21 protein-coding genes and 1 pseudogene are annotated in these 13,406 nt (G+C 37.0%); 1 reads left to right on the forward strand and 21 read right to left on the reverse strand.

Features of this window, described 5'->3' with window-relative positions; genetic code table 11:
- Positions 1 to 58: 58 nt before the first annotated feature.
- The 3 genes from LKD46_RS12015 to LKD46_RS12025 all read right to left on the reverse strand — a co-directional run bounded on the left by LKD46_RS12015 (position 59) and on the right by LKD46_RS12025 (position 2,842).
- Positions 59 to 1,021: a S1 RNA-binding domain-containing protein gene (locus LKD46_RS12015; RefSeq protein WP_110925766.1), complete on the reverse strand. Its 963-nt coding sequence runs from the start codon at positions 1,019 to 1,021 to the stop codon at positions 59 to 61.
- 558 nt (positions 1,022 to 1,579) lie between these two features.
- Positions 1,580 to 2,503: a thioredoxin-disulfide reductase gene (gene trxB, locus LKD46_RS12020; RefSeq protein ID WP_059085771.1), complete on the reverse strand. Its 924-nt coding sequence runs from the start codon at positions 2,501 to 2,503 to the stop codon at positions 1,580 to 1,582.
- A gap of 15 nt (positions 2,504 to 2,518) precedes the next feature.
- Positions 2,519 to 2,842: a thioredoxin family protein gene (locus LKD46_RS12025; RefSeq protein ID WP_005330449.1), complete on the reverse strand. Its 324-nt coding sequence runs from the start codon at positions 2,840 to 2,842 to the stop codon at positions 2,519 to 2,521.
- Positions 2,843 to 3,008: 166 nt separating this feature from the next.
- On the opposite strand from LKD46_RS12025, the gene LKD46_RS12030 reads away from it, so the two are divergent.
- On the forward strand, positions 3,009 to 3,692 hold the full coding sequence (locus tag LKD46_RS12030; RefSeq protein ID WP_059085770.1) for a Crp/Fnr family transcriptional regulator: 684 nt from the start codon (positions 3,009 to 3,011) through the stop codon (positions 3,690 to 3,692).
- A 120-nt stretch (positions 3,693 to 3,812) separates the two neighbouring features.
- On the opposite strand, the gene LKD46_RS12035 is transcribed toward LKD46_RS12030, so the two are convergent.
- The 18 genes and pseudogenes from LKD46_RS12035 to LKD46_RS12120 form a co-directional block, all read right to left on the reverse strand.
- The gene (locus tag LKD46_RS12035) at positions 3,813 to 5,504 is read right to left on the reverse strand and encodes an FAD-dependent oxidoreductase (protein WP_059085769.1); all 1,692 of its coding nucleotides are present in this window, start codon (positions 5,502 to 5,504) and stop codon (positions 3,813 to 3,815) included.
- Between the two features lies 1 nt (position 5,505).
- Positions 5,506 to 5,826: a rhodanese-like domain-containing protein gene (locus LKD46_RS12040; RefSeq protein ID WP_015524982.1), complete on the reverse strand. Its 321-nt coding sequence runs from the start codon at positions 5,824 to 5,826 to the stop codon at positions 5,506 to 5,508.
- Positions 5,827 to 5,839: 13 nt separating this feature from the next.
- Positions 5,840 to 6,145 carry a thioredoxin gene (gene trxA / locus LKD46_RS12045; RefSeq protein WP_005421612.1) on the reverse strand — a complete coding sequence of 102 codons (306 nt, stop codon included), beginning with the start codon at positions 6,143 to 6,145 and terminating at the stop codon, positions 5,840 to 5,842.
- A 92-nt stretch (positions 6,146 to 6,237) separates the two neighbouring features.
- Positions 6,238 to 6,984, reverse strand: coding sequence for an SDR family NAD(P)-dependent oxidoreductase (locus LKD46_RS12050; RefSeq protein WP_005421611.1), 747 nt, complete (start codon positions 6,982 to 6,984; stop codon positions 6,238 to 6,240).
- A gap of 154 nt (positions 6,985 to 7,138) precedes the next feature.
- Positions 7,139 to 7,297 carry a rubredoxin gene (locus LKD46_RS12055; protein WP_005339874.1) on the reverse strand — a complete coding sequence of 53 codons (159 nt, stop codon included), beginning with the start codon at positions 7,295 to 7,297 and terminating at the stop codon, positions 7,139 to 7,141.
- A gap of 94 nt (positions 7,298 to 7,391) precedes the next feature.
- Positions 7,392 to 7,766, reverse strand: coding sequence for a desulfoferrodoxin family protein (locus LKD46_RS12060; RefSeq protein WP_015524981.1), 375 nt, complete (start codon positions 7,764 to 7,766; stop codon positions 7,392 to 7,394).
- A 183-nt stretch (positions 7,767 to 7,949) separates the two neighbouring features.
- A pseudogene (locus LKD46_RS12065) lies at positions 7,950 to 8,150 on the reverse strand (rubrerythrin family protein); the annotation flags it as partial.
- Positions 8,151 to 8,239: 89 nt separating this feature from the next.
- Positions 8,240 to 8,986 (reverse strand): peroxide stress protein YaaA, encoded by a 747-nt coding sequence (gene yaaA / locus LKD46_RS12070; RefSeq protein ID WP_005421606.1) that lies wholly within the window; start codon positions 8,984 to 8,986, stop codon positions 8,240 to 8,242.
- The gene (gene bcp, locus LKD46_RS12075) at positions 8,986 to 9,441 is read right to left on the reverse strand and encodes a thioredoxin-dependent thiol peroxidase (RefSeq protein ID WP_005421605.1); all 456 of its coding nucleotides are present in this window, start codon (positions 9,439 to 9,441) and stop codon (positions 8,986 to 8,988) included. Before bcp ends, yaaA begins: the two co-directional genes overlap by 1 nt.
- 3 nt (positions 9,442 to 9,444) lie before the next feature.
- Entirely contained in the window at positions 9,445 to 9,657 is a 213-nt protein-coding gene (locus tag LKD46_RS12080) for a DUF6219 family protein (protein ID WP_005421604.1), read from the reverse strand.
- Between the two features lie 179 nt (positions 9,658 to 9,836).
- Positions 9,837 to 9,986 (reverse strand): hypothetical protein, encoded by a 150-nt coding sequence (locus LKD46_RS12085; protein ID WP_015524977.1) that lies wholly within the window; start codon positions 9,984 to 9,986, stop codon positions 9,837 to 9,839.
- Between the two features lie 262 nt (positions 9,987 to 10,248).
- Positions 10,249 to 10,683, reverse strand: coding sequence for a bacteriohemerythrin (locus LKD46_RS12090; RefSeq protein WP_015524976.1), 435 nt, complete (start codon positions 10,681 to 10,683; stop codon positions 10,249 to 10,251).
- Positions 10,684 to 10,759: 76 nt separating this feature from the next.
- Positions 10,760 to 10,924: a rubredoxin gene (gene rd / locus LKD46_RS12095; protein WP_015524975.1), complete on the reverse strand. Its 165-nt coding sequence runs from the start codon at positions 10,922 to 10,924 to the stop codon at positions 10,760 to 10,762.
- 276 nt (positions 10,925 to 11,200) lie between these two features.
- Positions 11,201 to 11,572: a hypothetical protein gene (locus tag LKD46_RS12100; RefSeq protein WP_059086885.1), complete on the reverse strand. Its 372-nt coding sequence runs from the start codon at positions 11,570 to 11,572 to the stop codon at positions 11,201 to 11,203.
- Positions 11,573 to 11,581: 9 nt separating this feature from the next.
- Entirely contained in the window at positions 11,582 to 11,977 is a 396-nt protein-coding gene (locus LKD46_RS12105) for an ArpU family phage packaging/lysis transcriptional regulator (protein ID WP_015524973.1), read from the reverse strand.
- 391 nt (positions 11,978 to 12,368) lie between these two features.
- Positions 12,369 to 12,632 (reverse strand): hypothetical protein, encoded by a 264-nt coding sequence (locus LKD46_RS12110; RefSeq protein ID WP_015524971.1) that lies wholly within the window; start codon positions 12,630 to 12,632, stop codon positions 12,369 to 12,371.
- Positions 12,633 to 12,657: 25 nt separating this feature from the next.
- Positions 12,658 to 13,128, reverse strand: coding sequence for a hypothetical protein (locus tag LKD46_RS12115; protein WP_015524970.1), 471 nt, complete (start codon positions 13,126 to 13,128; stop codon positions 12,658 to 12,660).
- A 26-nt stretch (positions 13,129 to 13,154) separates the two neighbouring features.
- A partial coding sequence (locus LKD46_RS12120) for a hypothetical protein (protein ID WP_227574173.1) occupies positions 13,155 to 13,406 on the reverse strand: 252 nt, incomplete at its 5' end.

Here is a 13,406-nt window from a genome sequence, read left to right on the forward strand (position 1 = left end):
GTTAAAGAAATCCCTTTTTCTGTGTCAACAGAATTCTTTGAAAATCATAAAAACATTTTCAGGAAGCTCTTTTGATAAGCCTTGTGATAATGCCTTCTGCCACTTCATAGTTGTCGTTGATGCGGGTCACCACAAATCCAATCTTATCTTTCTTTCCCGGAAGTGCGGACATATTGCAGGAATGTGCCACGGCATTGACTCCGATATCAAGGCGGATAAAATAGGTTCCCTTATAGACTTCCGTAATGATCCCTGTATATTTTCCCTGTTTATGGCATTTCCGGAGGTTATCTTTATTGATATTGGCTGTCGGACTCTTTGCATCCACTTCTATAATGATCTGGTCAACAGAGCTTGCTTCCACCTTATTGACCATGACCAGCACCAGATCACCTACCTGGAATTTTTCTCCGGCATCTACCATCCACTCCCAGGCCATGTCCCTGGCCCGGACAGATACTTCTACACCAAAGACTTCCAGGCGGACTGCTTTGGGAGCTACCGCGATCACCCTTGCTTCTACGATCCTGCCTTCATAGAGCATTGGTTTTTCTGTATCTTCCCCAAGGTAAAAAGTCTGTCTCTTTTTAAGCATTGCATCTTTTCTGGATGCTACAACGCTCCGGCTCTTGTTATCCAGATCTTTGATGATGAAATCAATATCACAGCCGAGCATGTTGTTAGCAATACGGACCTGACGGTTTAAGGTATCCGCGTTTTCACGCCCGTCTCCCTGAAGGTTGATCATCATTTCATTCATTGGGATAATGATCCGGAAACCATTAAAGTATGTAACAGCAACCATCCATCCACTCTCCAGTTTTTCAATGCCCCCGAGCTGGCCCGTCAGGATCTTTCTGGTACGATGTGCATTCAAAAGCTGATGCCATCTGGCTTCTTCCTGTTCCTCCATGCTTTCAACCTGCGCGTCTACATCGATTGTCAAAACACCATCGTAGACCGCACGCGGAACATCTTTTTCCCCGTTTCCCGCCAAAACTGTTTTTTTGGTATCCTCCATATACTTCCTCCTGTTCTTATTTATTTTTGTCTTCTCTGCTCCATCCAGAAAACTCCTTTTCCTCCGGTACTCAGGAAAGACAAAAGAAGACACAAAAAAAGCAGCCCGTTTAAAGCTGCTTTCTTCATGCCTTCTTTTTACAGATACCATTCTATAATACATGGAATTCTATGTCAATATTACCTCGATTGCAATAGTGTCGCATATTAGTTCCTTTTATGAAGCCTGTACGACAGAAGGATTTGGTAACACTAAGAACTGCCAGATTCCTGTGTCCTTATAGAAAATTCCATCTCATATGTAATTGTTTCATTATATAGTGTTTATTTCTTCCTCTTAATCGTCCCCAATAAGACAACCGAGCTTCTTGTACATTTTTAAACTATAGATATTACGGAACAGTTGCAGTAGATATATATTTTTTCAAATAGCTGAAGGATAATACCTGATTATCTGTTATTTATATACATAATACATATTGAATTTTAGTAAAACTAGAGGATACATAAAAATGCCATTAACCAAAGAACAATTTCTTAAACAATTAAATTCTGATTGTTATTTCTCCACATACTCTTCTGCCATATGTACTGCCATAGCACCATCTGCCACTGCTGTTACTATCTGACGAAGTAACTTTGTTCTGACATCTCCTACAGCATAAACACCCGGAATACTCGTTTCAGTGTTTTCACCTGCCACAATATATCCTTTATTATCCAGTTCTATCTGATTATCTAAAAAATCTGTTGTCGGTTTTCTTCCTATACTCACAAACAGGCCGTCACATTCTATAATGTTTTCTTCTCCTGTAACTGTATCTTTCAACCGCACACCAGTCAATCGTTCTCCATAAATCAGTTCATTTACTGTATTGTTCCATCGAAACTCTATATTTTCAGTTTTCATCAGCTGGTCATGGTAGATTTTCGTTGCACGTAATGTATCTCTTCGATGAACAATGATGACTTTCTTAGCAATTCGACTTAAAAGAACAGCATCTGATACAGCAGAATTTCCACCACCAACAACCACCACGATCTTATCTTTATAAAACATACCATCACAGGAGGCACAATAAGCAACCCCATGACCTATCAATTCTTTTTCTTTAGCAAGACCAAGTTCTCTTGGATTTGCTCCAGTAGCAATCACTACTGTTTTCCCAATATAAATTCCCGAACTAGTTTCTACTCTCTTAAGCTTTCCTGTTAAATCCATATTATAAACTTCAGCATATTCACTTTTAGCGCCAAATTTTTCCGCCTGTTTTTGCATTTTCTCTGCCAATGAAAATCCGTCAATTCCATTTTCAAAACCAGGATAGTTATCAATCTGCCAGGTCAATGACATCTGACCACCTGCAGATAATTTTTCTATAACAATTGTATCAAGTCCTGCTCTGGCTGCGTATAATGCTGAAGTATACCCTCCAGGTCCTCCACCCACGATAATCATATCGTAAACATGATTTTCATTCATACAGCAGTCCTCCTTTTATTTTTCCAATGCTTCATTAATAAAATTCTCTATCATTATTTTTGATTCAGGTGCAACAATAGAATCTATTGCCTTTCCATCCCGATATAAAACCAGCGTAGGAATTATCTCAATCTTTTCAGCTTCTGCAATCTGTGGTTCTTCATCAATATTTACTTTTCCAGCAATAAGAATATCGCTGTATTCTTCACTTATTTTTTCATAAGCCGCTCCAATTCTACGGCAATAACCACACCACGGTGCCCAGAAATCAACCAAAACCGGTTTTTCCTTATGAATTAATTGTCCAAACTTTTCTTTATTTATATTTATAGATGTCATATTTTTCAACTCCTTCTCCTATTTGAACTTAATATATCGCATAAAAGATCTTGCTTCTGTGATGATATCACAGAAAAGATAATTTACTTTATTACACTTCTTTTTATTTCTATTTATGGCATATGCCAGTTACATAATTGACGCATCTAAAAAAAGCAAGTATACTATGTTCGTAAAGGAGATAACGGTTATGAACTTCGAAAATTGTTTTCCACTATGGAATGACTTAAATACAACACAGAAAAAAATAATTTCAGACAATTTAATCACACAGTATGTAAAAAAAGGGACAATCATTCACAATGGAAACCTGGACTGTACTGGATTATTACTGGTTAAATCCGGGCAGCTTCGAACTTACATACTTTCAGATGAAGGACGGGAGATTACACTTTACCGTCTGTTCGATATGGATATGTGTCTTTTATCCGCCTCATGTATCATACGCTCCATTCAATTTGAAGTAACCATTGAAGCAGAAAAAGATACTGATCTTTGGATCATCCCTGCTGAAATCTATAAGGACATTATGAAGGAATCTGCTCCCGTCGCAAACTATACCAATGAGTTAATGGCCACCCGTTTTTCTGATGTCATGTGGCTGATTGAACAAATCATGTGGAAGAGTTTGGATAAGCGTGTTGCTTCATTTCTTTTAGAAGAGACCTCTATCGAAGGAACAAACGAGCTGAAAATCACTCATGAGACGATTGCTAATCATCTTGGTTCCCACAGGGAAGTTATCACTCGAATGCTTCGATACTTTCAAGGCGAGGGTCTCGTCAAACTCTCCCGCGGCAAAATCACAATCCTTGATCCAAAAAGACTGGAAACACTCCAAAGGTCATAAAATTGTTTTTCTGTAACATATAAAGAAGAATCCTCCATTTATCAGAATTATGGAAGTCATTCTAATAAATGGGGGATCTTTTTATATTACAATCAAACTATAAAAATATTTTATTTATTTCTAATAATCCATACCACATGCATATGATCTTTCAATCAGTGCATGGTCATTAGCCACTGCATCATAAAAGCGGAATCCACCTGAAAAGTTGTATGTTTCATATCCATTTCCTTCCAAAATACGGCTTGCAATATAACTGCGTAGCCCACTCTGGCATATCAGGTAAACAGGCTTTCCCTTCTCAACTTCATTGATACGTTCCCTCAGTTCATCTACAGGAATGTTTTTGAATCCATCCATATGCCCCCTGTTAAATTCACCTACAGTTCTCACATCCAGCAACACAACACTTTTATCTCTAGAAATCTTATCCATATCTTCCAGATGCCATTGTTTTAAGGTACCTTTTGCTATATTGTCTATCATGAATCCTGCCATATTTACAGGATCCTTGGCAGAGGAATAAGGCGGTGCATATGCGAGATCCAAATCCTTCAGCTGGGTTGCCTTCAGCCCTGCATGAATTGCTGTTGCCAGCACATCAATACGTTTATCAACTCCTTCATATCCAATAATCTGAGCACCAAGCAAACGATAGGTCTCTTTTTCAAAAACCACCTTCATGGTCATCACTTTTCCACCAGGATAGTAACCGGCATGACTCATAGGAGAAAGAATTACTGTATCTACCTCTAATCCTGACTTTTTGGCATTGGTTTCATTGATACCTGTAGTGGCTGCTGTCATATCAAACACTTTTATAACGGAGCTTCCCTGACTGCCCAGGTAACGACTATCACCGCCACAAATATTATCAGCGATGATTCTGCCCTGTTTATTGGCTGGTCCTGCCAAAGAAATCAGCGCATCATTACCCGTAACATAATGTTTTACCTGAACTGCATCACCTGCAGCATAAATATCCGGTACAGAGGTTTCCATTCTGTCATTCACTACAATACTTTCCTTGATGCCAAGTTCCAGACCGGCTTCTTTTGCTAATACTGTGTCTGGTGTGACTCCGATTGCCAGAACTACCATATCAGCCTGAAGGGATGGATTATCTTTCAACAGGACCTCCACTCCGGTGTCTTTTTCTTTAAATCCTTCTACTGTATAGCCCAGTACCAGTTTTATCCCATGTTTTCTCATTTCATTATGGATCATGGATGCCATATCCGGGTCAAAAGGGTTCATCAGCTGCTTAGGCCGCTGGACAATCGTAACATCCATGCCAAGCTCCCTCAAATTTTCTGCCAGTTCCAGACCAATAAAACCACCACCTGCCAATACAGCCGATTTTGGATGATTCTTATTTATATATTCCTTTATCCGAAAAGTGTCTTCTACAGTACGAAGTGTAAAAAGTTTATCAATACCTACTCCGGGAAGTCTCGGCTGTGTTGGCTTTGCACCTGGAGAGAGGATCAGCTTATCATATTTTTCTTCAAATATCTCACCATTCTCTAAATTTTTCACTGAAACCGTTTTACGTTCCGGATGTATGGAGATAACTTCATGATGAATTTTCATGTTAATACGGAAGCGTTTAAAAAAACTCTCTGGTGTCTGTAGTGTAAGTTCTTCCGGGTCTGTGATCACGTCTCCAATATAATATGGAAGTCCACAATTTGCATAGGATATGTATCCGGATCTTTCAAACACAGTAATTTCAGCATGTTCATTCAGTCTGCGTATTCTTGCTGCGGCTGTAGCTCCTCCGGCTACACCTCCTACAATTATTACCTTCATCTTATTTTTCCACCTTTCCTGAGTAAGCTACAATGCCACCGATATTATTTACTTTAGAATATCCCATTCGTTGCAGTATCCCAGTTGCCTGGCGGCTTCGTGAACCGGAATAACAGTATACAAACAGTGGGATATCCTTATTCTTCGCTACAGAAGCAATATTGTCAAGTTGCTGCAACGGCACATTTTTACTTTCTGGTATATGTCCTTCCTGATATTCCTGCGGTGTACGTACATCCAGCAGAACTGCATCATCAGTCCTTTTATATTCTTCTATGCCTTGATTAATATTCGACTGTTTAAAGAGATCAAAAAATCCCATTAGCACACCCCCCCTAAAGCATTTCTAAAATCGCATTCTTAGGTCTCGCCCCTGAAACCTGCTGTACAATCTTCCCATTCTTCATAACCACTAAAGTTGGAATGCTCATAATACTGAACTTATTTGCCAGTTCAGGCTCTTCATCTACATTAATCTTTCCAACTTTAATATCTCTACGCTCACTTGCAATCTCCTCTACAATAGGTACTACCATACGGCAAGGCGCACACCAAGATGCCCAAAAATCTAAAAGAACGGGTTTATCGGAATTCAGTACTTCGTTCTGAAAATTATTTTTATTGATATTAATAGCAGACATTTTACAGTCCTCCTTATCTTTCTCTTTTTGTAGATTTATTATAGTCTTAATTTCATTTATTTTCCGTGATTACATCACCATACCTCATTAACTTAACTTCTTGCCATACCATCTACACTTAATATAACACCTGTAATGTAACTCGCCTCATCTGAAGCAAGAAACACAAACGCGTTGGCAATATCTTCTGGCTGTCCAAGACGACGCAATGGAATTCTTTCAATCATAGGTTCGATAACTTCCTTTGGCACGGCCTTCATCATATCAGTTTCTGTAATTCCAGGTGCAACAGCATTAACACGAATACCTTTAGGTCCTAGTTCTCTTGCTAATGATACAGTCAATCCGTTTACTGCAAACTTCGATGCCGGATAAGCAAACCCACTTGGCTGTCCCGAAATACTCACCATGGAAGAAGTTGAGAGAATGACCCCCTTGCCTCTTGCCACCATACATTCTGCTGCTACACGAGTAGTATTAAATACTCCTTTTACATTTAGATCCATGACTTTATCAAAAGTCTCCTCTGTATAATCCATAAATGAGGTGTTTTCTGAAATCCCTGCATTATTTACCAGTATGTCGACACATCCATATTTTTCAGTTGCCTCTTTAAAAGCCTTTCTGACAGACTCCATGCTTGCCAGATTTGGACTAATTCCAGCAACTATTGCATTGGGATATTTTTCTTTTAATTTATCTACAGCAACATCTGCCGATTCCTGTGAACTTGCTGCCAACACAACTGAAGCACCTTCCTTCAAGAATTTATCAGCTGTAGCAAATCCTATACCACGGCTTCCACCCGTAATGATTGCAACTTTATCTTTTAATCTCATTTAGACTACCTCCTTACTTAGTTTCTAACTACATTATAAGCAAAAGGTAGATTATTTTCTGTGATATCATCACAAAATATCGCAATAAAAAACCCTGTTGCTCACGCACCAGGGTTTTGGTTTATCCATCTGTATTTAACACAAGATTAGGCTTCTATTCAACTTCTGAAAACTGATCTTTTCCAACATTACATAATGGGCATTCAAAATCTTCTGGAACATCCTCCCACTTTGTTCCTGGTGCAATACCACCTTCAGGATAACCTTCCTCTTCATCATATTCCCATCCGCAAACGTCACATACATATTTCATTAGTTTATTCCTCCTTATAAATATATTAATACACAGCATATATTACTGTTGTATCTGAATTATTTTGTAATCTTAGCACGAAAGTCAAGTGTTTTTAGCATTTCCAGAGTCCATGAAGATTGCAGTATGCGTATACTTCTTCTACATATTCTCCATCACAGAGGCAGAAATCCGCAATAGGTTCCTGTCCTGGAATTAGCTGTTTTCTATAAATACCCTGATTTGTATTTAGTGTAATCCATTCAATGAAATGATTATCAAGCATTGGATGTTTTATTTCACCGACCACAACATGTACATGCTGTTTGTCCACTGTATATACAGGTACATGCTTCTCAACAGCAGCATCTGTCACTCCAGCTTTTAACTCATGCATAGCCTCTCCGCAACACATTACTGGTACGCCTTGATCCTTTAACATTTCAATAATGTTTCCACAATGATTGCATACATAATATTTTACTTCCATCTTTTTTATCTTCCTATGTTTAAAATTTAAAATCCAATTGTTTCTATAACTTTCTTCAAAGCATCCGTCGATTCTTAAACTTTAATGCTTCTTTACCAACCGATGCAGAACCAACAAAGCCACAGCCTATCATTACTGCTTTTTTTAATAATCACTTTCTTCTTTGTAATAATCTCCTTCTCTTTAATAGTTCTCTTCACGTATTTCGAAATAACTCTGTGGATGGTTACATACTGGACATATCTCAGGTGCCTTTGTTCCTACCACAACATGTCCACAGTTACGGCATTCCCATACCTTAACTTCACTCTTTTCAAACACCTGTGCAGTTTCAATATTCTTAAGAAGTGCACGATATCTCTCTTCGTGGTGCATCTCAATCTGTTTATTGTCAATAGATAATAGTAATAATTACTATTATTATAATAATCAATATTACTGATTACCTTTTATTTAAAATAATCATTCAATCATCATTTTTTCCGTTCAAAAACATATTCTGCATCTGATGATAAATCAGAGCGGAATGAATAGCCTAGTCTATCAAATTTCTTAATATCCTCAGGATTTTCAATTCTGTTTTCAGCCATGAACCTAACCATTTCACCACGGGCCATCTTAGCATATGTACCTTTTGTCACCAGTTTATCTCCTGATAACTCACAAAATGTAATCGTAATGTATCTATCCTGTCGTGTCAGATATTTTTCTATGCACTTAGAGTATTCTTTCGATGCCAGATTGATTATAATCCTGCTGTTATCAATCACTGAGCGGTATAATAAATCTCCCCAGTACTCATACAGATTTTTTGTTTCTCCTATTCCAACCTTCGCCTGCATTTCCAAACGATAAGGTGTCACACCATCCCTTGGTTTTAGCACACCATAAAATGCAGATATTATTCTCAAATGATTTTGTACATACTCGAATTGACTGTCCTCAAACACGGATGGAGCCATATATTGAAAAGCAATTCCTTCATATGATAAGACAGCTGGGGTAAGTAAATGATAAAGATCCATGTTTTCCAATCTATTGAAGTTCTGTTCTGTAATTTTGTCATTACATTTCCAGATAGTCTTCAGTTCTTCTTTTGACTTACTTTTCAACCAACTTTGTATCTCTGTCGTCTTTTCAATAAATTCAGGCAATCCATCCGGCGCTATGCTGTCAGTATCTGTAATCATCTTTTTAGCAGGGGATAATATTATCTTCATTAATCTAATTCCTTGAGCATATTTTCAGGATCATCTGCAGCCTTGACTTTATCATTTGCCTTTATAATAATCCCCTGTTCATCAATAAGATATGTGGTTCTTACTACTCCCATAGAGACTTTGCCATAATTTTTCTTTTCTTTCCATACATCATATGCTTCAATAACTTTCCGCTCTGGATCTGCTAAAAGTGTAAATGTCAATCCATATTTTTCCTCAAATCTCTTATGAGAGGATACAGAATCCTTACTGACTCCAAGAATAACTGCTCCTTTTTCGGTAAACTGAGGGTATCGCTCAGAAAACCCACATGCCTGTTTCGTGCATCCCGCTGTATTATCCTTGGGATAGAAATATAAAATCACTTTTTTTCCTGTATAATCCGATAATCTATGTATTTTCCCATTTTGATCTGGCAACTCAAAATCCGGTGCCTTAACCCCTACTTCCAACATTATTTATCCCTCCCTTTCTGTATCTTTCTCTTTATTCGCCTTTTTCTTCCTATTCCCGGTAATCATTTTATGACCTGTATATATCGCCATTACCATACATAACATAGAACTTAAAGCAAAGTATTTGTGACTTGATTTTTGCTTTTTATATCCAGTGTAAAAAGTCCCAAGCATTGTGATCAATGCTCCTACTGACCAATATTTATGTGCTTTCATGTAATTCCTCCATTTTTTCAGTGTATTCAATTCTAATTATACGCTACCATATTCCTATGTCAATTTGATAATAGAGCATTCCTATAAATTTTTTCAAAATATCATTGTCAAAACTATGTATTGTTATCCTTTAATTTTTCTTTGAAATAATTGACAAAAAGCTTGCTTTCAGGAGATTACTATTTAATCTCTTTTCCATCTATATATAGTTGAAATTTATCAGGATTATTGACAACATCATAGTCCTTTCCGTATTCTACAGGTCTATATTCGGCTGTCATTACCGATTCCCCGTCTTCAATATCCTCTTTCCATAAATAGATGTTCATATCAATGCTCGTCGCATATCCTCTGTCTGTGGAGAATTTTGTCGAATGAAAAGAGACTTTACAACTTAAAATTGGATAAAAAGGACAAAAAAAAGAAGAGCTGCTTGCTCTTCCCATATAGTAGTAGTAAAATAATATGTCATGCCAGCGCAATATATTACCTAGAATATCGCTATAACAGGAAAGGGGCTGCATTGTGACAGCCCCTAATTTACTTCATCACGTTGTCTACATTCTGAGTGAACTCGTTCCCTGGTTTATTTTAGCATCGGTCTGGATTTTGTTTCATAAAGATAAATTTTGCCACAGAGCGGTCGTATGTTTTAATGTGTCCAAACAGCCAGTCGATTACATTTTTCTGTACAAGTTCACTGAACCGATCTGTTGGTCCTTCATACTCCTGAAGGTATTCATACAGTTCTTGAATTGTCTTTTTAAACTCTTCATGTTTTTCATAATGTTTTTCACGCTCTGGATAACCGGATTTTTCCTGAAGCTTTTCCTCTTCTTTGAAATGAAAGTCAGTATATTCATCCAGATAATCCAGCATTTTGATTGCTTTTACTTTGCTGTCGCCATTTTGACAGGCAGTTACAAAGTTCTGGATACGGTCAATCAATTCTTTGTGCTGTGTATCGATTGTTTTATTTCCTGTTACTAAATTGTCATCAAAGGTAATGTTTAAATCGTAAGTCATAATTTGACCTCCATTTCTTTTATATGTTCTCTTAGGCTCTTTTAATGTCTGGCAGTTTCGTACCTGCATTTTCTGCTTAGTCTTCTACAGGAACGAAAACATCTTTTCCTAATCCGCAGATTGGGCATGTCCAGTCATCTGGAATATCCTCAAATGCAGTTTCTGGAGCGATACCGGCGTCTGGATCTCCTACTGCCGGATCATAAATATATCCACATGGTTCACATTCATATTTTTTCATAGTCATTTTCCATTTTCAATGTCGATTTATTTTTGTTACCAAGTTCCTAGCAATTTTTCTAACACTTTGTTTCTTGTATATCTGTATTATACATGATAATTATTCTTTTGTCAATAATAGTAATTATTATTATTTTTGCACTTAGCATAAACTGATATTTGAATTGCACATTTACATATTGTATATATCATGGGAATAGTTGAATAAAAAAATGAACTCTATTCATTAAAGACAGAGTTGCTGGAAATTATTTCTCTCCAACAACTTTCTTCGTCTTTAAGTCCTTGAAACACAATACTGTCCCATCAGATTCATCCAACTGTTATATTTATTCTTTTCACACACCTTTCGACAAATTTCATTTTCCATCAATACACAGAACATCTTATCATAATCAAATGCCCAAACAGCACCATTCACATGGTTTTCCACTGCTTTCTGATCTATGTACTTTAAACGTGTGACCATTTTTTCAATTTCTCCATTTCTCAAGTTACCGATATTTTTGCAGATAAACCGAAAGAAATTCAACGTTGCATATTCGTCATGCCAATGGAACTCTTCTGGATTGTTTTTAATTTTACTGGCTCGCTGCTGTTCTTTGATTATTTGATCAGCTACACCTTTCATCGAATCTTCGTATCTCATATTACTCACCTACTCTTCCTCAACGCCCAGTGACGGTTTAAATCTTTTATCCTTTGCCTGCGGTACCACGATCTCGTAAAAATAAAATCCTAAATATCCAAGTGCCTGCTTCTTCATTTTATAAAAAGAAGTCCTGCCTATTCCTAGCTCCTGCTGTACTTCCACATCTGTCTTATTATAATGACTGCAAAAACAGGAATGAAGGATTTCACTGAGCATCACACCATTCGGTGCATAGAACTTCACCAGTGTCATTCCACGATAGATCATATCAGACAAGCCATAAATGATCATCAGGTTATTCATTTCCCGGTGCATCTTTGGCACATTCAGCTGATTGTTATAAATGCTCAGATAACTCAATGCATATGCCATATCTTCATTGATTTTCTCCTGGCACTCCATATCCAGTTCTTCCAATACAACTGGTTTTCTAAAATCAGTTTCTGGTAGCTTGTCATCAGTTCTTTAATATCAGTATAATGTCTTAATCCTGTGCATGACTTGCCATATGGAAGGTAATTTCTTTCACTGATTTAATTGCATAATCTCTGTCTGTCATCAGTTTCAAAATCTCCTTATCATCATCACACTAACTGGCGGTCTTTCAGACCAGTTCGCTTTCCCCATGATTTTGATGGGAAGCAATTACTTACTACAACTTGCAGAAGCGGATATCCAAAAGGCATTGTGGGAGCTGCCTTTGCTGACCGAAATCCATCTTCTTATGTAAAACCTGCAGGAATATAAAGGGAAAGTGACTATCCCTGCCGATTAATAATCCAAATAATATCGTCTATACCAATCTCTCCTTATTTTTCAAAGCATCTGTAAAATCGTTTTCTATCATTTGGTTATAAAGTCTCTTCTGCGCCAGTTCATCTGTATAATACGCATAGTCATGATTATAATCTTCCATAACTGTTTCTGCCGCCATAGATGCATAATCATATATGGTAGCTATTGAAAGATTCTTATCTATATTTTTGTAAATACCATATTTAATCTTTATTCCTTTAATCGGAGCATTCTCTACAAACTCATTAATAACATTGTCCATTCTCCGATGATCCAGCTCACAATCATCACTTAATAAGCAGAGAAAAGATGCTTTTTCTTTTCTCACCGGTGCTGCTCAAGTTCATAATGCCTAACTCATCTAATCTTATATCTGAATCCTCACTTGCAAACGCAAACACTATTTTTTCGAATGTATCTGCATTTCCAATTCTTGCACATTTCATACGATAACGCAAAATATCATTACCATTTTTTATCCTGTAATGTATTGTGAACTGTGAGACCAGTTGCAGTTGTTTGCATATATTATTAAAATCCGTAGCAACCAGCATTTTATTTCTGTCTTCTTCAAATACATTGGTCTCTATATACTTTTGTATTACGGTTTCATATGTTTTCTTCTCGTTCATTAATTCATCTAACTCTGTGTTTTCATTTAGATGTCTATAAATCTGAATGTACTGATCTTGACGATTTACGCAATATATACTACTAAACTCATTCCCCAAAATGTTAATAATATCCGTAATCAGCATTTTTCCCCTTACTCTTCATTTACATATCATTTTATTGTAATCCCTTGATCTTTTTCAAAGATACTTTCGCTGTTGTTCCAAAGTTTCCATGTCTCTCTTTCTTTAAAATACAACGAAAAGTGAACTCTTATGTACTTGAAGAATCTGAAATACGATTCCTCCCTGTAAATATCAATCTGTTCCACAAAGCAAGTGACATGATCCCACCACTTAAATCTTACGATTTTGAAGTGGGGGCTTCCTGCTCGATTACCCTTTAGGGCAAAGCTAAAACAGGC

This window comes from Blautia fusiformis, assembly GCF_020686995.1.
In the GTDB taxonomy this organism is placed as follows: domain Bacteria; phylum Bacillota; class Clostridia; order Lachnospirales; family Lachnospiraceae; genus Blautia_A; species Blautia_A fusiformis.